The sequence below is a fragment of the Lactobacillus sp. XV13L genome (genome assembly GCF_059900875.1).
In genome coordinates, this window is the sequence record NZ_JBWXGD010000004.1 from 36893 (window position 1) to 56002 (window position 19110).

Annotated in this window: 30 protein-coding genes; 27 read left to right on the forward strand and 3 right to left on the reverse strand. The window is 42.6% G+C overall.

What is annotated here, in order from left to right; translation table 11 throughout:
• Window positions 1-11: 11 nt before the first annotated feature.
• On the reverse strand, window positions 12-443 hold the full coding sequence (locus tag AC2JF6_RS03600; protein WP_500729407.1) for a M48 family metalloprotease: 432 nt from the start codon (window positions 441-443) through the stop codon (window positions 12-14).
• Window positions 409-771: a helix-turn-helix domain-containing protein gene (locus tag AC2JF6_RS03605; RefSeq protein ID WP_500729408.1), complete on the reverse strand. Its 363-nt coding sequence runs from the start codon at window positions 769-771 to the stop codon at window positions 409-411. The genes AC2JF6_RS03600 and AC2JF6_RS03605 overlap by 35 nt, the downstream gene beginning before the upstream one ends.
• 270 nt (window positions 772-1041) lie before the next feature.
• Here AC2JF6_RS03605 and AC2JF6_RS03610 point away from each other — a divergent pair, with 270 nt between their 5' ends.
• The 15 genes from AC2JF6_RS03610 to AC2JF6_RS03680 all read left to right on the forward strand — a co-directional run bounded on the left by AC2JF6_RS03610 (window position 1042) and on the right by AC2JF6_RS03680 (window position 8975).
• Window positions 1042-1254, forward strand: a complete 213-nt coding sequence (locus tag AC2JF6_RS03610) for a transcriptional regulator (protein ID WP_500729409.1) — start codon at window positions 1042-1044, stop codon at window positions 1252-1254.
• A 16-nt stretch (window positions 1255-1270) separates the two neighbouring features.
• Window positions 1271-1444 (forward strand): hypothetical protein, encoded by a 174-nt coding sequence (locus tag AC2JF6_RS03615; protein WP_500729410.1) that lies wholly within the window; start codon window positions 1271-1273, stop codon window positions 1442-1444.
• Between the two features lie 33 nt (window positions 1445-1477).
• A complete protein-coding gene (locus tag AC2JF6_RS03620; RefSeq protein ID WP_500729411.1) occupies window positions 1478-1732 on the forward strand; it encodes a hypothetical protein in 255 nt (84 codons plus the stop codon).
• A gap of 674 nt (window positions 1733-2406) precedes the next feature.
• Window positions 2407-2613: a helix-turn-helix domain-containing protein gene (locus AC2JF6_RS03625; protein WP_500729412.1), complete on the forward strand. Its 207-nt coding sequence runs from the start codon at window positions 2407-2409 to the stop codon at window positions 2611-2613.
• Complete coding sequence (locus AC2JF6_RS03630; RefSeq protein ID WP_500729414.1) at window positions 2606-3379, forward strand: phage antirepressor KilAC domain-containing protein; 774 nt, start codon at window positions 2606-2608, stop codon at window positions 3377-3379. Before AC2JF6_RS03625 ends, AC2JF6_RS03630 begins: the two co-directional genes overlap by 8 nt.
• A 14-nt stretch (window positions 3380-3393) precedes the next feature.
• Entirely contained in the window at window positions 3394-3732 is a 339-nt protein-coding gene (locus tag AC2JF6_RS03635) for a DUF771 domain-containing protein (RefSeq protein ID WP_500729415.1), read from the forward strand.
• 237 nt (window positions 3733-3969) lie between these two features.
• Window positions 3970-4308 (forward strand): hypothetical protein, encoded by a 339-nt coding sequence (locus AC2JF6_RS03640; protein WP_500729416.1) that lies wholly within the window; start codon window positions 3970-3972, stop codon window positions 4306-4308.
• Between the two features lie 5 nt (window positions 4309-4313).
• Window positions 4314-5198, forward strand: a complete 885-nt coding sequence (locus tag AC2JF6_RS03645; protein WP_500729417.1) for a DUF1351 domain-containing protein — start codon at window positions 4314-4316, stop codon at window positions 5196-5198.
• A 1-nt stretch (window position 5199) separates the two neighbouring features.
• The gene (locus tag AC2JF6_RS03650) at window positions 5200-5931 is read left to right on the forward strand and encodes an ERF family protein (protein WP_500729418.1); all 732 of its coding nucleotides are present in this window, start codon (window positions 5200-5202) and stop codon (window positions 5929-5931) included.
• Entirely contained in the window at window positions 5891-6763 is an 873-nt protein-coding gene (locus tag AC2JF6_RS03655; RefSeq protein ID WP_500729419.1) for a hypothetical protein, read from the forward strand. The genes AC2JF6_RS03650 and AC2JF6_RS03655 overlap by 41 nt, the downstream gene beginning before the upstream one ends.
• A 13-nt stretch (window positions 6764-6776) precedes the next feature.
• A complete protein-coding gene (locus tag AC2JF6_RS03660) occupies window positions 6777-7583 on the forward strand; it encodes a DnaA ATPase domain-containing protein (protein WP_500729420.1) in 807 nt (268 codons plus the stop codon).
• Window positions 7580-7768 (forward strand): hypothetical protein, encoded by a 189-nt coding sequence (locus tag AC2JF6_RS03665; RefSeq protein WP_500729421.1) that lies wholly within the window; start codon window positions 7580-7582, stop codon window positions 7766-7768. The genes AC2JF6_RS03660 and AC2JF6_RS03665 overlap by 4 nt, the downstream gene beginning before the upstream one ends.
• 2 nt (window positions 7769-7770) lie before the next feature.
• Window positions 7771-7998: a hypothetical protein gene (locus AC2JF6_RS03670; RefSeq protein ID WP_500729422.1), complete on the forward strand. Its 228-nt coding sequence runs from the start codon at window positions 7771-7773 to the stop codon at window positions 7996-7998.
• Window positions 7991-8491 carry a single-stranded DNA-binding protein gene (gene ssb, locus AC2JF6_RS03675; RefSeq protein ID WP_500729423.1) on the forward strand — a complete coding sequence of 167 codons (501 nt, stop codon included), beginning with the start codon at window positions 7991-7993 and terminating at the stop codon, window positions 8489-8491. The genes AC2JF6_RS03670 and ssb overlap by 8 nt, the downstream gene beginning before the upstream one ends.
• Before the next feature lie 10 nt (window positions 8492-8501).
• Window positions 8502-8975 carry a RusA family crossover junction endodeoxyribonuclease gene (locus AC2JF6_RS03680; RefSeq protein ID WP_500729424.1) on the forward strand — a complete coding sequence of 158 codons (474 nt, stop codon included), beginning with the start codon at window positions 8502-8504 and terminating at the stop codon, window positions 8973-8975.
• Between the two features lie 32 nt (window positions 8976-9007).
• Here AC2JF6_RS03680 and AC2JF6_RS03685 read toward each other — a convergent pair whose 3' ends face one another.
• On the reverse strand, window positions 9008-9808 hold the full coding sequence (locus AC2JF6_RS03685; RefSeq protein WP_500729425.1) for a DUF4393 domain-containing protein: 801 nt from the start codon (window positions 9806-9808) through the stop codon (window positions 9008-9010).
• A gap of 58 nt (window positions 9809-9866) precedes the next feature.
• Here AC2JF6_RS03685 and AC2JF6_RS03690 point away from each other — a divergent pair, with 58 nt between their 5' ends.
• The 12 genes from AC2JF6_RS03690 (at window position 9867) to AC2JF6_RS03745 (ending at window position 19109) form a co-directional block, all read left to right on the forward strand.
• The gene (locus AC2JF6_RS03690; protein ID WP_500729426.1) at window positions 9867-10055 is read left to right on the forward strand and encodes a helix-turn-helix domain-containing protein; all 189 of its coding nucleotides are present in this window, start codon (window positions 9867-9869) and stop codon (window positions 10053-10055) included.
• A gap of 34 nt (window positions 10056-10089) precedes the next feature.
• Window positions 10090-10611: a hypothetical protein gene (locus AC2JF6_RS03695; protein ID WP_500729427.1), complete on the forward strand. Its 522-nt coding sequence runs from the start codon at window positions 10090-10092 to the stop codon at window positions 10609-10611.
• 7 nt (window positions 10612-10618) lie between these two features.
• Window positions 10619-11101, forward strand: coding sequence for an ArpU family phage packaging/lysis transcriptional regulator (locus tag AC2JF6_RS03700; RefSeq protein WP_500729428.1), 483 nt, complete (start codon window positions 10619-10621; stop codon window positions 11099-11101).
• Window positions 11102-11435: 334 nt separating this feature from the next.
• A complete protein-coding gene (locus AC2JF6_RS03705) occupies window positions 11436-12020 on the forward strand; it encodes a hypothetical protein (RefSeq protein WP_500729429.1) in 585 nt (194 codons plus the stop codon).
• 60 nt (window positions 12021-12080) lie between these two features.
• Window positions 12081-12866 (forward strand): terminase small subunit, encoded by a 786-nt coding sequence (locus tag AC2JF6_RS03710; RefSeq protein WP_500729430.1) that lies wholly within the window; start codon window positions 12081-12083, stop codon window positions 12864-12866.
• The gene (locus AC2JF6_RS03715; RefSeq protein ID WP_500729431.1) at window positions 12850-14100 is read left to right on the forward strand and encodes a PBSX family phage terminase large subunit; all 1251 of its coding nucleotides are present in this window, start codon (window positions 12850-12852) and stop codon (window positions 14098-14100) included. Before AC2JF6_RS03710 ends, AC2JF6_RS03715 begins: the two co-directional genes overlap by 17 nt.
• Window positions 14091-15524, forward strand: a complete 1434-nt coding sequence (locus AC2JF6_RS03720; protein WP_500729432.1) for a phage portal protein — start codon at window positions 14091-14093, stop codon at window positions 15522-15524. The genes AC2JF6_RS03715 and AC2JF6_RS03720 overlap by 10 nt, the downstream gene beginning before the upstream one ends.
• Window positions 15511-16905 (forward strand): minor capsid protein, encoded by a 1395-nt coding sequence (locus AC2JF6_RS03725; protein WP_500729434.1) that lies wholly within the window; start codon window positions 15511-15513, stop codon window positions 16903-16905. Before AC2JF6_RS03720 ends, AC2JF6_RS03725 begins: the two co-directional genes overlap by 14 nt.
• A 12-nt stretch (window positions 16906-16917) precedes the next feature.
• Window positions 16918-17127 carry a hypothetical protein gene (locus tag AC2JF6_RS03730; protein WP_500729435.1) on the forward strand — a complete coding sequence of 70 codons (210 nt, stop codon included), beginning with the start codon at window positions 16918-16920 and terminating at the stop codon, window positions 17125-17127.
• 13 nt (window positions 17128-17140) lie between these two features.
• Window positions 17141-17479, forward strand: coding sequence for a YjcQ family protein (locus tag AC2JF6_RS03735; protein WP_500729436.1), 339 nt, complete (start codon window positions 17141-17143; stop codon window positions 17477-17479).
• A gap of 137 nt (window positions 17480-17616) precedes the next feature.
• Window positions 17617-18174, forward strand: a complete 558-nt coding sequence (locus tag AC2JF6_RS03740) for a phage scaffolding protein (protein WP_500729437.1) — start codon at window positions 17617-17619, stop codon at window positions 18172-18174.
• Window positions 18174-19109, forward strand: coding sequence for a capsid protein (locus AC2JF6_RS03745; protein ID WP_500729438.1), 936 nt, complete (start codon window positions 18174-18176; stop codon window positions 19107-19109). Before AC2JF6_RS03740 ends, AC2JF6_RS03745 begins: the two co-directional genes overlap by 1 nt.
• Window position 19110 lies beyond the last annotated feature (1 nt).

Below are 19110 nucleotides of genomic sequence, written 5' to 3' on the forward strand. Positions count from 1 at the left end.
TACATTATTTGCTAAAAAAGAAGGTCGTTTCTTCTTTTATACAGCTTAACAGTATCATCAAACATCCGGTAGGGGATGCCGTATTGTTCCATAAAAACTCCCGGTTCGTTGAAAGTGTTGAATTGTTGGGCAGCGTAATCAAAAATTAGATTTAATGAATACAAATCAGCCTTGCGTTCTTCTGAAGTCAGAGGATTACCACAATAGTAGGCAACGCCATTATCGGAGTCGCCGTTCATTATGTGGCCAATTTCATGGCCGAGAACAAAGTCAAACTCATTCGAATTCTTCATGTCATAGTTGACTGAGATTTTCCTATTCTTGAGAAACGCAACTCCAGTTTCTGCTGGTTCTGCATGAACCCCTCTAACTCTAATGTGGTGTTGGCTGGCAAAATCGAGCATGTACTTAGTTAAGCCACTCTCCATTATCATCGTCTTCATCAATATCAGCATCCATCAATTCTTTAACCATCTTCAAATACTTTTCAGGAACATGCCTGCCGCGGTACGAGAATACTTGGTCATGATCCAAATCTACAACGCCAGAATTCTTCTCTTTGGAAACAGGCGAGGGATCATCAGTATTGCCCAGCAGGTAGTCTGCAGAGGTATGCAGAACTTTAGCGACTGCCGTCAAGCTGTCAGATTTTGGTACTTGATTTTTCCAGTGGTATATAGTTCTGGTCCCTAGTCCAGCTTTGTCATTTACTTCAATCAAGGACAGTCCTTGCTTACGAGCTAATTCTTTAATACGTTCAAATGCTGTCATATCAAGCTCCAAGATAAATATGACAAAATAATTCGCAAAATTCGCAGAAATATGTTGCATATTTCGCACTTATGCGTAATAATATATTTGTCAGTTGAATTACTTACGAATTTGAGTAAATAAAAACATTGAATTTGTATGGGGAATACCGTTCAATCGCTTATTTACTATGCTTTTATATTCGCACTTGTGCGAATAAAAGTCAATGGAATTACGTAATTTACTGACAAAATTATTTACAGTTTTAGCAAAATCAAAGGAGGTGAGAGTATGCCAATTGAACAAGTTTTAGCTGAGGCAAAAGAAAAAATATTTAGCGACATTAAAATCGAAATGATTCGTCAGGGCTACACGGTTTCTAGCTTAGCCGAGTTGCTGAATATTGGGCGGCCTGCAGTGAGTTTTGCAATTCATGGTGGGACTACGCCACGCGATGTTGAGGTCCGAAGGAAGATCTATAAGGTGTTAGGAATGGAGGATTAAAAAGGAGATGAATAACATGGTTGAGCCAACAATAAAGAAATGGAATGAACGTGAAGAGCAAATGTATCACGAAACTTTATGCAAAGCGTGGAAATTCTGTTCGGAAGCTCTGCAAGATCCTAATACAAAAAATAATCCTGAATTGGTCAAAGCCACCACAGAATTATTAAAAGTGACAATTACTTACTAATTGCAATACCTGAAAATTGAAAGTGAGTAAAAAATGGAAATACAACGCATTCAAAAAGAAAGTAATTATATTTATTTTTACTTCAATAAAAACGGTGACAGAGTTCCACTAATTGCAGGTGCGTCTTTGGGGCAATCATTTAATTTTATAATCCACCCAAATGATGACATGAAAAAGCTGCTCTTAGATATATTACCTGATAAACAGCTTTCAATGGATATATACATTTGGGTAGATGGCACGGAATTTAAGATAGAGCAAAGTGATTACCAAAGAGACAAAAAATAATGTTAAGAATTTTAATAATGGTTGCCTCATTATGGATGTTAGAATTTTTGCTTATTTATCGCTCAAAGAAAGAACAAACTCGTGTTTCGCTTTTATGGGTGAGCTATCTAACACTAATCAATCTTCTTGAAACAATGTATCTAGTGCTTTCAGAAATTTTTGGTTAGTAGCAAAAAATCATGGCTAACAAAAAGCCATCCCCGAAAGGATGACTATGTTGAATGAATTACCGATAGTATCTACTGCTGACTTACTTAATTTATTAATTCTTGACGTATGCTCAACTCCTTCTTTTACTTGGTAAATGGCTGCTAATGCAGGATTGGAATTGTTGAGTTTGTTTGCGAAATTGTCACGATTATTCAAAATTTGCTTAAGAGCAGGAGATACCAGGTTGTTAGAATGCAACTTTGTTACCGTTAAGGCTTTTTATCCTTAACTTCTACTAGTTTCCTGGTAGTTCAGCATATATGTTCAACTCTTGCGAGTTGCCGAGCGCTCGTGGGACATGGTCCTATGCGTTGCACCTTCAATTAAGCTTGGCTCAGGGTTGCCATATCAATGACTTAGGCTTTCCCTGAATTCACTCGGTTCACGAGGTATATCGCTATACCAGGGGGCAATTCTATTTAATTATACCATATATTGTAGATTGATAGAAAGGGGAACACAAAATGCAGTGGTCTATTGTACAGGAAATTTTAGATAAAAAACGTTGGTCGCAAAGGATACTATCAGAAAAGTCTGGGATAGCTGTTACGACTTTAGATAAATACAAGTTCTATAACAGCGAACCGTCCTTTACCAATGTTTGTAAAATCGCTGACGCATTGGGAGTCAGCTTAGACGATTTGAGAGAAAGAAGGAAATATAATGCATGACATTCAATTGTTCAACTTTAATGGACAAGAAGTTTTAGACAGTCGAGACGTGGCCAACATGATTGGCAAGCGACATGATCATTTAGTAAGAGATATTAAGAAGTATTCTGAAGATATCTCAACCACCCCAAATTTGGGGGCGTTAGATTTTTTCATTTCATCGACGTATAAGGACAGGAAAGGCGAAATCAGAAATAATTATCTACTTACGCAGCACGGATGCGAATTTGTAGCTAATAAATTGACTGGTAAAAAAGGTAATCAATTCACTGCACAATACGTTGAGTTGTTTAACCGAATGAAACAACAAATAACTAATCCAATGGAGTTGGTTTATCAACAATGGGACATCCCTCGGACGTATGGTGGGGCTCTTAAATTGGCAGCCGCTCAACAGGAGCAGTTGGAGAAGCAAAGGCCCAAGGTCGAATACTACGACTCACAGATGCACAATCCTGGACTTATGACGACGACGGAGATTGCCAAGGACTACGGGTGGAGTGCTCACAGGCTTAACCAGGAGCTTAAGCAGCGCGGCGTCATCTACGAGCAGGGCAAAGGCAAGCGCAAGGTCTGGGTCCCGTATCGTCAATATGCTGGCAAGGGCTACACCCAGTACGAGCCGTTTGCTTATGACAGCGGTCAGCAAAAGGGACTGCACAACATTTTAAAGTGGACTCAGCGCGGCAGAAAGTTCATCTATGACCTGCTGGCAAAAGATGGCATCCGTCCAACACTGGAGCAGATGGACTTATTAGAGGGGTAGAGAGGTGAAAGTAAATGGCTGACGTAATAGACCTGCCAATTCCAATTGATGCGCTAACCACGGTGGTGGACAAGATTATGCAGAAACGTGGCTATGTACCTGCCGAGTCACTTGAAGGTAAGACCATCAAGATGAAAGAATTTTCGAAAAAGTATTGTGGCAGTAAGTCGGACAAATGGATTAGGTTATTCATTTTTGACGCATATCCTGAAGTCAATGTAAAAAATGGCGGCTGGGTGGTCAATCCACGCAAGACTGAGGAGGGAAGCCGGACATTTATTTTTGAAAAGCCGGCACAAGAGTGGCTAGACAAACACAGGTGTGAAATAGATTGGAACGCGAAACTGCCATGATGGAGAGGATACTGAAACAATGGGAATACTTTTTAAACGAATACACCGACATCGAACTGAAGACGAGGAAATCACTTCTAATCTCATTGCTGCTAGCAATTGTATTTGTGGTATTGATGATCTATGTGCTAAGTATGCCAGAGTTTCTGCCAGGAACTTAAGGACAACAAAAAAGCCCGACGGCAATCGGACTTAAAAATATAACATAAGAAAATTATACCTACAGGAGATTATACCATGAACGATGGAAGAATTAAAAAGATTGCTAAAACAGCAATAATGTTGGCTATGTTGACTACGTCAATACCTAAATTAGAGATTGAAGGCGAAGTTCTTGATAAAAAAGATATAACAAACGCTATTACGACTTTAATGGTTAGCTTGATTGAGGAGCTTGGCTTTGATGCTGAAAAAGAGTTTGAAGAAGCATTGATAAAGGGCGGTAGGTTAGCTGGAATCAATCCAATATTGGTATCTCTTTTCACTAAGATGGTAATTGGAGACAAAGCGCTCAGTAATATTTCTAACAAGGCTAATAAGTTAGTCGCTTTCTATGACAGCGTTGAGGAGGACTAGGCACAATGACTGAAGATTTAATAGCATTAAGCGATCCAAAATACGATATGGCCTTTACAGCGGCAAAAATTGACTTTCCTGCATATGACAAGCTGAAAGACCAGGTTGACTTGATTAATAGTGAATACTCTCAATATGCTGTTACACCGAATAACTTTAAAGCTGCTAAAGAAACCAGAGCACAACTTAATCATTTAAAACAAGATCTAAATAAAAGAAAAATCAGCATTGTCAAACAGGCAAACAAGCCAGTTAATGACTTTCAAGCAAAATTCAAGGTTTTATTAAATGAGATTGGTGCTGCTTCTGACCATATTAGTCAGCAGATAAAAGTATATGAGGAACATGTAAGACGTGACCGTGAAGAGCAAAATGACAGACACATCACTGAATGGTGCAAGGAAACAGGTGTTGACCCAAATGAGATTGAACGTCAAGCACAATGGTCTAATAAGACGTATTCCTATGTTGCATTTGAAAATGATGTCAAACAACAAATTTCTTTGCTGCTCGAACAAAAAAGGCAGTTTGCCGAGAATGTCAAAGTTGTCACCTCAAGAGCGCACGCACTAGGCCTTCCATATCAACATTGGGTTGAGCTGCTAAATAGCAATTCTTTGAGCAGCATTTTGGAGCAAATGGACCATTATGCTGAAGAAGTAAAAATAGCCGTTGAGCGGGAGCACAGTGAGCAAAAGCAACAAAATAAGGTCACTAATCGGGGCGGCAAGGCTGTTAATCCTGAAACGGGAGAAATCAAAGGAAAATACTACATTGCAATGTTGACCACTAAGACTGACAAGATAAAAATTGGCGGTTCTGAAGGGCAATTTAAGCGCCTGTTCCAAATTTTAGAAGAAGAAGGCTTCAAAGTAGAAAGGTGTAAATAACATGGCAGAGGAAGTCAAAGCAAGGCCCAAGGACTATGTGTCATTGGCAATTAAGATTGCCCGGGCTAATAAGGAAATTGGCACCATTGCCAAGGACGGTAGCAATCACTATCAACACTATTCATTCCAGTCGGAAGCGGCAATCAAAGCAGCTGTTCAAAAGGTTATTTCGGAAAATGGCTTTGCGATAATCCCAACGTTTGAGATTGTCGATCGTGAGCAGCAGGCTACCAAGAGGGATGGCGTTAACAACTTTGTCTACGTGCAGGGCACATTCACCATCACTGACGGCGTTGAAACCATAGTAGGGTCAATGCCAGGTGCAGGTGCAGACACAGGCGAGAAGGCCACGCAGAAGGCATGTACGAGTGCCCAGAAGTATTTCTACAAGCAGTTGTTCAATATCACTGATAGGGATGAGGACCCCGATGCAGAAGACAGCAATCCTGGTGGTGGTTATACGCGCAGCAAGCCTGCGGTTAAACAGCAGCCAGCAAGGAAGGCCCCAGTTGCAAGACCATTTACCGACCAGCAACTGCTGAGTTATCCAATTACTGACAAGAAGGGCACCGTGAAGCTGGTCCAGGTTGTCTCAGAGGCCTTGAATGGCAACGAGGAGAGCCAGGCCACAATCAAGAGCTTAGCGGGAGAGAGCCGTGAAGCTTACAAGCAGATATACGCTAGGAAGCTATATGAAAAATGGCTGGATGTTCCTACAAAGGCAGGTGCTTGATATGGCACGACTAATCAAAAGAGATCGCGGCAATTACACCAACACCAGCAACAAGTTGGTCAGAGATGCGACTTTAAGCTGGAAGGCCAGGGGAATTTTTAATTATCTGTGGAGCCAGGCCAATGAGTGGCAATTCTATGTTAGCGAGATCGCCAAACATTCTACAGATGGCGAGGAAGCATTGCGGACAGGTTTACAGGAATTAGAAGATCATGGCTATCTGAAACGGGTTAACCGTCATACAAAAAATGGTAACTTTAATGGATTAGATTGGATTCTTGATGATACAGCCGGTCTCAACCGGCAACCACAAAATACCGTCGACGGTAAAAAAGGTGAAAATGTACCAAAAAAGGAAGATTATCCGTCCGCCGAGAAAACCGTCCAACGGGAAAACCACCCGCCGGAAAATCGTCCACTAAGAACTAACAATAGTAAGAATTATCAAGAGAAAGAATTAACAACAAAAAGAAATAAAGAAGAGATTGACTCTGCGTTGATCAAAAGATTTGAAATAATTTGGGAGGAGTATCCCAAAAAACAGGGTAAGAGGGATGCCTTTCGCCACTATAAGACGTGGATTAAAGAGTCTAGCAAGCATACAGACGAGTATTTACTAGATAAGCTCAAGCAATACAAGGTCTATTTAAAGGCTAACAATACCGAATTTAAGTTCATTCAGAAGGGCAGCACGTGGTTCAATGGCAGCTTTGACGATGACTGGAGCATCAAAAAGCCAGGCAGCAACTATCAGAATGTGCCATCGATAGCACAAGATGCCTTCACTAATGGTCAAATCGAGGGCGTTGATGAAGAAGAACTACCGTTCTAGGAAGGAGGTTTTTATGACCGGAATAACAAAGCAAATGGTTAAAGCAATACAAATAAGGCGCAGGGAGACCACTGAGACGTGCCCTAAGCATCCCGACTGCCATCTGACCTACATAGAAGGTTTAGACAAAGTTAAGCCCTTTTGTGAGCAATGCAGAATCGAAAAGAACCAGGAGCAGAATCGTCGGATGCACGAAGACTTGAAAATTAAGCAGACCAAGGGCTTTCTCAGGCGCGCATCCCTTGTCGACCGCAGTGAAGTATTTGGATATACCTTTGACGGGTTCAATGCTGAGCCAAATAGTAAGGAGGCCGCAGCCAAACATGATGCCAGGCTGATTGCCGGCGCCTACCTAAAGTATCCGGATAAGAAAGGCAACACGCTTTTCTATGGTGCTGCTGGTGCGGGCAAGACGCACCTGGCGATGGCCATTCTGAATGCCGTCAACGACAATGCGGATCCGATGGAACGTTGCCTGTTCATTAGCGTCAATAAGTTGATCAGGGAGATGAAGAACTGGTTCAGCGACAAGATGGGATTGTGGTCACCGAAGCACGTAACTGATATTGTGCACGACGCCAATTTAGTCGTCTTAGATGACCTGGGCGCAGAAAGTGCCAGCAACATGGCCACATCATTTGTACAAGACACCATCTTTGACATTTATGAAAGCAACCAACGCATTATCACAACGACTAATTTGAGTATGGACGAGCTGTACAGAACATACCATGAAAGATTAGTCAGTCGGATGCAGGAAGGAGACAGAGGGCGTGTAATTGATTTTACAAAGATTCAGGATAAGAGGATTAGGATATGAAAATAACGATGATAGTTTTAGGATTTTTATCCTTGGTCATTATTTTTGGGGCCTTAGCCGTTTTAAAAAGAGAAACAAAATATAGCATAGCAATCGGAGTCACTTTGCTGGTTGTCGGTGGTGCAATGCTGCTGATAGCTTGCGTGTTGCGGGTGTATATGTTTTGGACAGCATTGGGGTGGTAAGAATGAAAATTACTTTATCAGACGGAAGAGTAATCCACGAAGATGACTATTTTGAGTTAAGCCTCAATACGAGTGAAGACTATTGGTACCTGATTTATGACGACAAAGCTGGGGCTATGGTTGACCGCTACTGCAGCAAGGAGGATTACGACAAGCTATTAGCGTTCATCGATAATCCCAAGAGAAAAAGAATTGACGTGAATGGAGAAAGTTGGATGCAGAATGATTAATAGGACAGTTTTAACCGGGCGGCTTACACGTGACCCGGAGCTCAAGGTGACAAGCAGTGGAATCTCGGTTGCAGTGTTTACACTTGCTGTTGGTCGCCAATTCACCAACGCTCAAGGCGAACGCGGAGCTGATTTTATCAGCTGTGTCATTTGGCGCAAGGCCGCGGAGAACTTCTGCAACTTTACGTCTAAGGGGTCGCTTGTGGGGATTGATGGCCGCATTCAGACCAGGACATACGACGACAAAGACGGCAAACGCGTGTACGTCACGGAAGTTGTTGCTGATAACTTTGCGCTACTTGAGTCGAAGAAGGACCGCGAGGCAGGAAATAACAATAATACCAGTTACGATAACAATAGAGCTGGAAATTATAACTCTAGTGGGGCTAGTAATAACGCCACTAGTGGTGGCTCAAGCAGCAGTAGTCGGCAGGATCCATTCAAGAGCCAGGGCGGCTCAATTGAAGTAACGGACGATGACCTGCCGTTCTAAGGAGTCGTGAATGGAAAATAAGATAGAATTCACGGTTCCGGGAGAACCACAGGGTAAGGCCAGACCGCGGTTCACTCGCGGCAAGGTAGTCAGAACATATACGCCCAGCAAAACGCACCAGTACGAGGATATGGTCCGCTACTGTGCGATGGCGGCCAGGTCCAAGGGCAAAATAAAAAAGCCAATATCCAAGGATATGGCGTTGAGTATCAAAGCATTTTTCCCGATTCCAAAGTCTTACTCGAAGAAGCGCAAGCAGGGTTGCTTGAATGGGGATGAAAGGCCAAGTAAGAAGCCTGATAGCGACAACATCGCCAAGATTATCCTGGATGGGCTTAATCCCAAGATGAAGCTGAACCACGCGCTGCACAAAGCAGAATGCGTGCATGAAGGCCTGTACAGGGATGACAAACAGGTCGTGTGTTTGCACGTTGAGAAGTGGTACGCAGAGAAGCCACGGGTCGAGATTACGGCAGAATGGTAGAAATAATTAGGAAGGATATATAAAATAGACGATTAAGTAATGATTGCATCAATAAATCTTTTTCCAAATGTAGTAAATTTAATACAATCTTTTTCAATATCAACTGTAAAATTTTTATTGTTATGTAATTTTAGATATTCTTTTTCAATAGCTTTTTTAGTGGAAATAAAATCTGAAGAATTTAAAAGATAGTCAAAAAATTCATTATCTTTGATTTGCCATTCGCCATTTTTAACGTTAATAATATTTGATGCAACTAAATTATCTAGGGCAAGTTCATTGCAAGCATAATTTATCGCTACATAATCGTCGCCCTTATCGAAATTTGTAGCTATATGATGATCATTTAAGGTTGCTTCACCTTTACCAGGACCCAAATCAATACGAAAGCGATAAGCTGGTTTATCAGAACTATCAACCGCAATTTCTTTTAAAAATTTGGCATCTTCTGGACTAAATTGGCTTAAAACTGTTGAAAATCTAGGAGATAAATATTGATTTCGGGTTTTATCTAAGGAAGACGAAATCAAAGTAGCAAACATTTGTCTTAGATTATCATCACTTATTTGATATTTCGAATCCTCTATGGTTTTTATGGCTAGGTTTAGTTTAGAAGGATCCCTATTTTCTTCAGGAATTTTATTTACGTTATCAATAATTGACTGCTTAAATTTTCTTATATGTGCGTTAGCCCATGTTGTTCCTATGTTTACCGGTGATAATAATAATTCAGAAATACCACCTAAGGTGTCACCAATATTTTTAGCTGTTGGGTTAAATAGATATTCCAGTGTACGTTGAGGTAATTGACTATAAAAATCATTAGGATCCATATAATTCTCCAAAAAGCAAAGATTACATATATGTATTATTATACACGAAAGGTAAAAAATGTTGTGGTTAAAGATACAAAAGCATTTAAATATTAAACATTGGACTTTAGTAAGACTCGCAAAAGAATCAGGTGTAAATTATGAAACACTAAAAAAATATAAATATGCTGGCCAAGAGCCCACATTTGGGAAAATTTGTAAGATTGCGACTGCATTAGATATTAGCCTAGACGAATTAAGGTACTAATAAATAAATTTAAGTTGCTAGAAAGGAGAGAGTCATGAGTTTCCCTTGGAAAGAATTACACGCACTTGAAAATAAGTGTGGGACTGCTGCTGTTTCTGACGATAATCCAATGCTAGTAGAGTTGCATAAAAAGCTCGGGGTAAAAAAGGTCAAGAAACGTAAATCTAAAAAAGCTGTTAAATTGAAGAAAATACCACCAGATGATGAACTAGAAATAGTTAATTTGATTAAGGATGGATATTCATTCAGAGAAATAGCTAAAAAAACAAGCTTTTCTAGAGTAATAATTTCTAGGATAGCTAAAAAGCATGGTTTAGAAGTGAAGTATCCGTTTAAGTATAAATTTAATAATGTGTATTTATCATCGCTAGACAATCTCAAGCATTGGGACATAAATGCCAAAAATACAATTGTTGCAAAACGTAGAATTAGAGAGGTAGATGATGAGTTTATCTCCCAAAAATATCATTGGGGTGACTTAGCCGATGGCGACCAGTACATGATTCTTGGCGATGACAGAGAAGTCTTTACGAAGCAGACGAAGCAGGCTAAGTAGGTTGAAAATGATTGGAGTTGTAGCATTGAGTCTTTTTGAAAAAGCAAAACTGAATAGGATTGCGACAGCGCAAAAGGTTAAGGATTTCTTTGCCGACGACTTCAAGCACTATTTAAACCTGGCCAACAAACATCTGTCCGACATCTCGAGTCCAACACTGGATGCAACGGGTATCATGGTAAACGATGGAGCCAATCATATAGACGAGCGGATGGCGGTTAACATTGATGCGCAACTGTGTGTGGCAGCCGTTGACCATGCGATTAGTAGTTGCAGTAATCCAAACAATATTATACTTTACCTATATTTCATTCAGAAAAAGACAAATGACGAAATTGGCGCAAGACTAGGCTATCAAAGCACCAGGCTTAATGAGTTAAAAAATGAAGCGTGTGTGGAGTTTGCCGAGCGTTTGGATTACTGGCGCAAAACCGAGGGTGCATCCCTGGATGATCTGCGCGTGTTTGAGAATGAAGAAATAGCAAAATGAAGCTTGAAAAAGCGGTCATTAAGCGGAAAAAGAGCGATGCTCAAGCGGAGAGGTTACGTGCTACTATGATAGTGTCGAAAGACTAGGATGATTCCTAATGGCTATTACGTCCGCAACGACGCTAAACTATTCCTCCTTTCATACAATTTAGAACAATTTATATGATAGAGGCTGCGGCACTGGTATCTTAGCAGGTTCGATTCCTGCTGCCGCAATAGACATAATATAAATTTGGATATAGTCTAAGCTTAAAATATTGCATGAGTATAACTTTTTTTAAAATAGAATAAATTGCTATAATTGAGTATATAGAAAGAATAGAGGATATTTTCATATGAATAATAAGTTTTCTAGGCCCTCAAAGTTTTTAATGGGTTTTGTATTTGTAGTGATTTTTGCAACTGGTTTTCTCCTTTCTAGTAAGAAGTTTGAAAACTGGAGTATTACATTCGCATATTGGTCACTTGCTATTTCTTATTTTTTCCCACTATTTTTAGCTATGGATAGCAAAGATCAGTGGGTTCTTGAAAAGGAATATAAGTGCTTCAATAATATTATTTATGAAGCTAACAAATATAGTTTTTCAATAGATAATTATATTAGAAGTGGCGAAGGGTTTGATTCTTTGATTAATGTCAATAAAATTGAACTCCTTGCAACATTAAAAAGTAATATAAACGATATAGAAAATATCAAAGCAAATTTTTTATCGAAAGATTATAATGATTCGCAGAAAGATATGGATAAAATTAATTGTTATTATAGAGAATTAAAAAGATATTTATGCAAATTAAGTAAAGATAACTCAACTAGGCAGACATATATTATTCTAAAGGATATAGAGTTCCTTATTTGTAAGATAGTTGATAATTGTAATCAGCAAATATCTAATTCTCGTTTTATAAAATCTCGTGCTTGAAGCCATGCACTCACATGAGTGCTATTTTTATGCGCAAAAATCAGGAGGTGGTGAAATGATGTGACTGATGCAGAGAGACGAATAGCTGCAGAGCATGACTATGTGCTAGGTATGAAGTACAAAGACATTGCTGAAAAGTACAGTGTGTCGATTAATACGGTCAGGTCATGGAAGACCCGCTACAAGTGGAAGCGAAAAGGGACTAAAAAAGATGTGCACATCATTTCGAAAGATGTGCACACAAATACGCCAACTGAGAAGGCTATTGCAGAGCTAAATAATAGCGAATTATCAGACAAGCAAAAGGAGTTTGTCCTTGAGTATCTAAGGATTTACAACGCAACGCAGGCTTACATCAATGTCTATGATGCTGACTATAAGGTTGCAACAGTTAATGGGCCCAGGCTGCTAGGAAATGCTAGGATTCAAGAAGAAGTCAAGCGCATCCGTGAGGCCCGACTAAAAGAACTGGCGATTGAACCATTTGACCTGATTAAGGATGTCGTTAAAGAGGCCAAGGCAGACATTGGCGATTATTTGGAGTTTGGCAGCTGGCCGGAAGAATTAAAAGATAGAGAAACAGAAGAAACTGTGACTGATGCAGACGGAAAGCCCGTTATTATCCACCACAGTTTTCTTTATTTCAAGGATAAGTCTAAAGTTGACACGTCCGTAATCAAGAAGATAACCAAGGGCAAAGACGGCGCAACCATTGAGTTGTTTGACAAGACTAAGGCACGTGACAAGCTACTGGAGTGGCTCAAGGACGAAGCGACTGACAAGGATACATCAGTCAACATTAATTTCGACATCCCAAAGGAGGGCAGCAATGCAAGTAAGTCTTAAACAGAACATTTCGCCAGCATTCTATGGACTGTTTTGGGATATTCACAATCGCAAACATGCCAATTATTGGCTCAAGGGAGGACGTGGTAGTACCAAGTCCTCTTTTATTTCGCTGATGATTGTGCTGGGAGTAATGCAGGATAAGGACGCTAACGCCATTGTTTTGCGTAAGGTGGCTAATACCCTGCGGGATTCAGTTTATGAGCAATATCTGTGGGCAATTGACCTGCTGCACGTTGATGAATACTGGCAGTCGTCAGTGAGTCCAATGCAGCTGACGTTTAAGCCAACGGGCCAACAAATCCGGTTTAAGGGTGCAGATGACCCACGCAAGATTAAGTCGCAGACGTTCAGGCAAGGTTACACGAAGTTCAAGCATTTCGAAGAGGTGACCGAGTTTAAGGGGATGGAAGAGATACGGTCGATCAACCAATCTCTTGGTCGTGGTGGCTCCGGGATCATTACCTTTTATTCGTACAACCCGCCGGCAAGGCAGTCTAATTGGGTGAATCAGGCAGTTGATAAAGAGCAGATGCGAGACGACACATTAGTCAACCTATCAGACTATCGGGCAGTACCGAAGTCATGGCTTGGAATTGAGTTTTTAGCAGATGCCAAGCAGCTACAAAGAGACAACGAGAAGGCATACAGACATGAGTACCTAGGCGAGGTCACAGGGACTGGCGCAGAAGTATTCAACAATATCACCACCCGCGAGATTACGGACGAGGAGATTGCTACCTTTGACAAGGTGTACCACGGTTTGGACTTTGGTTTTGCGAAAGACCCGACGGCTTACGTGAAGATTTATTGGGATTCGGCCAGACGCCGAATTTTTATTTTCGACGAGTTTGAACAGGTGGGCCTGAAGGTGCGTGATGCGGTCGCAATGATTAAGCAGCGCAACCCGCACAACGAACCGGTGACTGCGGACTCGGCCTCCCCCGACATGATTGCTGAATACGGCGACCAGGGCCTGAACATCTACGGCGCGATCAAGGGACCAGGTTCCCGTGACCACGGCTACAAGTGGCTGGAAGACCTGCGCGAGATTGTGATTGACCCCGTGCGGTGTCCTGATGCCTGGCGTGAGTTCACGAGCTACGAGTTCGACATTGACCTGAACGGCAATTACAAGTCGGGCTACCCGGATGGCAACGACCACACGATGGACGCCACTAGGTATGCCCTAGAAAGTTTGATTCGGAGAGGAGGTTTTGTTGAGTGGACATAACAGCAATGAAGAAGCTGTTGAAGGATACCGAAGGCCAACGCATGGCGTTCGACAAGAAGTATCAGACCTCGCAGCATTATTATAAAAATGAGAATGACATTACCAGGGTCAACAACGGCGAGTCCAAGACCAAGGAAGATGATGAAGGTAAAGCCAAGAAAAACCCGCTGCGGCGAGCCAACAACCGGGTAAGTTCGAACTTTCATCAGTTATTAGTGGACCAGGAGGCAGGTTATCTGGCAACCAAACCACCGTCGATTGACGTGGGCGACGATAAGCTTAACGTGCGGATTAAGGACACGCTGGGCGATAACTTTGCCCTGCGGCTCAATGAGCTGGTCGTGGATGCAGCCAATGCGGGGGTTGCCTGGGTGCACTACTGGATTGACGAGGATGGCCAATTTAGGTATGCGTTGGTGCCGCCTAGTCAGATTGTGCCGATTTATTCGACCGAACTCAACCGCAAGCTGGTAGCGTTGCGGCGGTCCTACCTAGAACTCGACCCAGAAACAGCCAAGAACTACTGGGTACACGAATATTGGGACGACCAGGCGTGCTACACCTACAAGTCAAAAGGAAGTGACTCAGAATACGCTAACCTGCAAGCGATTGATGACCGCTTTACCATCTATGACATGACGACTAACATGGAGACCGGTCAATCCAACGTTTACAAACACAACCTGGGCCGGATTCCGTTTATTGCGTTTCCCAAGAACAAGGAAATGCAGCCGGACCTGTTCAAGTACAAGGGTCTGATTGACGTCTACGACAAGGTCTTCAATGGCTATGCCAACGACCTGGATGATATTCAGCAAGTCATTCTAATCCTGAAGAATTACGAAGGTCAGAACCTAGATGATTTCTTGGAAAAACTCAAAAACAAGAAGGCCATCAAGATTAGGAGCATGGGTGCAGGCGATAACTCGGGCGTAGACCAGTTGACGATTGACATCCCGACCGAGGCCCGCAACTCAATGCTGGAGACGACCAAGACAAACATCTTTGTCCATGCCCAAGGCATCGATCCAACCGACTTCGAGACCAATAACGCCACCGGTACAGCCATTAAGATGCTGTATTCGCACCTGGAGCTCAAGGCAGCCAAGACGGAGGCCTACTTCAGGGATGCATTAACCGAGTTGGTTCGGGCAATCATGCGTTGGCTGGGCGTATTAGATGCAGACAGCCGGCGGATTAACCAGACCTGGACCAGGACGGCTATTCAAAACGACGTGGAACGGGCACAGGTGGTCAGTCAGCTGGCTAACTGGACCAGTAAAGAAGCAATAGCCAAGGCCAACCCAATTGTGGAGGATTGGCAAGAAGAATTGCAAGACCAGCAGCAGGACTTGAAGGACCGCAGCGATCAGTATGGTCAACCTGACGGCCTGAACGGCGATGATGACGATGGCGAAGCTTAATTACTGGCAGCGGCGGTTTTTGCAAGAAAAGGACCAGCAACTGACTAATGCGGCCCAGTATGAGGCTGCGATGCGGGCGAGGCTAAAGGAGGCCGAGCAGGCACTGGAAAAGGAAGTTGACCATTGGCTCAAGCGCTATGCTGCTAACCAGGAGATTGACATCCAGGAAGCCCGTAAGATTTTGCAGACCATCGGAACCCGTGACTGGCACATGACTCTCAAGGAGTTTGAAGCCAAGGCGAAGGCGGGTGGATACGACAAGGAGTTGAATGCGGAATACTTCCGCAGTCGGTTATCGAGACTCGAAAACATCAACGAGCAGCTAACTCAGTTAATGGCGCAATACGCTGAGGATGAAAGCAATCATTTACAGCAAGGTTTGTCGAACCAGTACCAGGATACATACATGCACACCGTCTACAATACGCAGATGCAGAGTGGGCAATTGTCGAGCAACTTTGCCAACGTCAATGCCTATCAGGTGCGGGCAATTGTCAACAAACCATGGCGTGGCAGCAACTTCTCTAAAAGGATTTGGCAGAATTACACAGAGGTCTTACCAAACGAGCTAGGTGATGCCCTGCTAAGGGGTACCGTCCTGGGTTATTCGCATAACAAGATCTATGAGATGATGCGTCAGCGTCTGAAAGATGTTGAGGACTACCAGCTGCATCGCTTGATTATTACTGAGATGGGCCATGTGGCCGAGTCAGCAACAGCTGATGCTTACAAGGAAGAGGGTATTGAGCAATACCAGTACCTGGCAACACTTGAGTCGCATACCTGCGAAGAATGCGCACACCTTGATGGTCGGATTTTTGACCTGAAGGACCGCAGGGACGGTATCAATTATCCCTTGATCCACCCCTATTGCAGGTGCACGACGATGCCATACAAGGAGGGGTTAACAAATAGCAAAGAACGCTGGGCAAGGGACCCTGAAACGGGCAAAGGCTATTATGTTGATGATATGGACTTCCAAACTTGGAAGAATGCCATTGATCTTCAATTAAAAAGTAAAGATTTACCTAATAATGCTGAAAGATATGTGTCAAGTGGTAAATATGACTGGAATGAACTTAATGCAGAGCAGTATAATAAACATGTAAAGGGAACGCCCGAATTTGATAACTATAATAAAGGGCGTAGTCGACCAATAAGTGAATTAGTGATTTCGCCTACTGAGACACAAGCGTTAATTGACAAATACGGTAAGAAACGCAAGAATACGGATAAACAAAGGATATTGTTCAATCATGATTCTTATATAGGCTTATGGGCAGACATCAATGGCAATTATTATCCAACTAAGCAAGGACGTATCGGCTACAGTAAGAGGGGCTGTCATGTCACACCTCAGAAGCCAGATTATTTAAAGTAAGGAGGACAAATCATGAACCCACAAAAAATGACGATTAAAGAAATTGATCAGCATTTCTACGGCAGGAATGTCGAGTTCACTTTAAAGAATGGTAAACATAAGACGATATTTGTCGAGGACATCTTGAATGAAGATGATGATGAGCCTGAGCTTACTTTCATTGGCGGGACTTTAGAAGATGAGATAGGCATTTCTGATATTGTTAGTGCAGAACCAGCATAAGGAGCATGAAGATATGCATAAAAATGATTATGAAACTATTACTTATAAAACTTTGCAATATTTTAAAGAATGCCACGACAATGTGGAAGGTATTGATCCTGAACAACTAGGAAAGATAATGGCCGATGTAAACCCAGATAAATTTAAAAATGTCTTGAAAGATTTAATGGAAAAAGGTTATGTTGACAAAAAAGCTTTTGCTATAGATTTTCAAAATAACATGACAGTAAACATTCTAGGAACTAGCCCCATAACAGATGAGGGCTTACGTTATTTATCTGAAAATTCTGATATGACGAGGTTGTACAAGACATTAAAAGAAGTCAGAGATTGGCTTCCATTAATGAAGTAAGTTTAAAGCTAATGAAGTAAGTTTAAAGCAGCAAAACAGCTGCTTTTTATTTTGCCCTGAGCATGGCGTAAAAAGGCTTATTTTTTATACCTTGGATGTGGTCGCCCCACGTAAAAGATTGCGAGAGAGGAAACAAAATGAAAAGAGAAGATTTAAAGAAGTTAGATTTAAGCGATGAACAGATTGACAAGGTCATGAGCCTACACGGCGCTGATGTTGAGGCGATGAAGGCCAAGACTGACGAACTGGGTAAGACTAACGAATCCTTGCAAGCCCAGATTAGCGAGCGAGACAAGGACCTGCGGAGCCTGAAGAGGCAAGCCAGCGACAACGAGGAGCTATCAAGTAAGTTTCAGGAGCTGCAGTCCAAGTACAAGCAGGACACGGAGAACCTGGCTAAGGAGCTAGAGCAGACCAAGCTGAACAGCGCTGTTGATACTGCTCTGACCTCGGCTAAGGTGCGCAATACCAAAGCTGCCAAGGCCCTGTTGAACCTCGACGAGGTCAAATTCAACGACAAGGGCGAGCTGACAGGGCTCAATGACCAGATAAGTTCGTTGCAAAAGTCAGATGGCTATCTGTTCGATGAGGGCAACAGGGAACCCTACCACCCGCAAGGTGGTAATGGTGGCACTAACCCTAATCCGGCAGATGTCATGAAAGAAGTTTTTGAAAAAGGAGAGAATAATAAATAATGCCAACAGTTAATTATGCAGAAGCGTACCAGAAAGCGGTACAGGAGGCGTTCTATGACGGCTACCTCTACACCAGCAACTTATGGAATTCGCCATCAAATGGCCTGATTCAGTTTGACGGTGCTAAACACATCAAGCTGCCCAGATTAAATATTTTAGAAGGCCGTAAGGACAGAACTAGACGAGAAATTACCCAGATTGCTGCCAACTATTCCAACGACTGGGACTCATACGAGCTGAAGAATGAAAGATACTGGAGCACGCTAGTTGATCCGTCGGACATTGATGAGACCAACCAAGTAGTGTCGATTGCCAACATCACGAGGCAGTTTAACATCCAGCAGAAGATGCCGGAGAAGGATCGCTATATGTTTAGCAAGCTGTTCAAGGAGAAGAATGACAAGGACAGCGGCAAGGGTATTGCAACGGATACGCTAGACGAAAAGAACATCCTGACGGCCTTTGACAGCATGATGGTCGACTTTGACGAGGCGCGGATTCCCAACCAGAACCGCTTCCTCTATGTGACGCCGAAGATTAATGCAATCCTGAAGCGCGCTGAAGCCATGAACCGCGCCCTGTCGCTGAAGGACCCGAACAAGATTGACCGCAGCGTCTATAGCCTCGACGATGTCAACATCATTGTTATTCCGTCAGACCTGATGCAGACCGAGTACGACTTCTCGGATGGGTCCAAGCTAGTTGATTCGGCCAAGCAGATTCAGATGATGCTGATCTATAACGGCGTGCAGGTCGCACCGGAGAAGTACCACTTCGTCGGCTTTGATGCGCCAACTGCAGCATCTAGCGGCAACTACCTCTACTACGAGCAGTCTTACGATGACGTGCTGCTGCTCAGCACTAAGACAGCTGGCATTCAGTTCGTTGTAGCTGACAAGCCGAGTGCACCAGCAGCACCTAAGAGTGGGAAGTAGC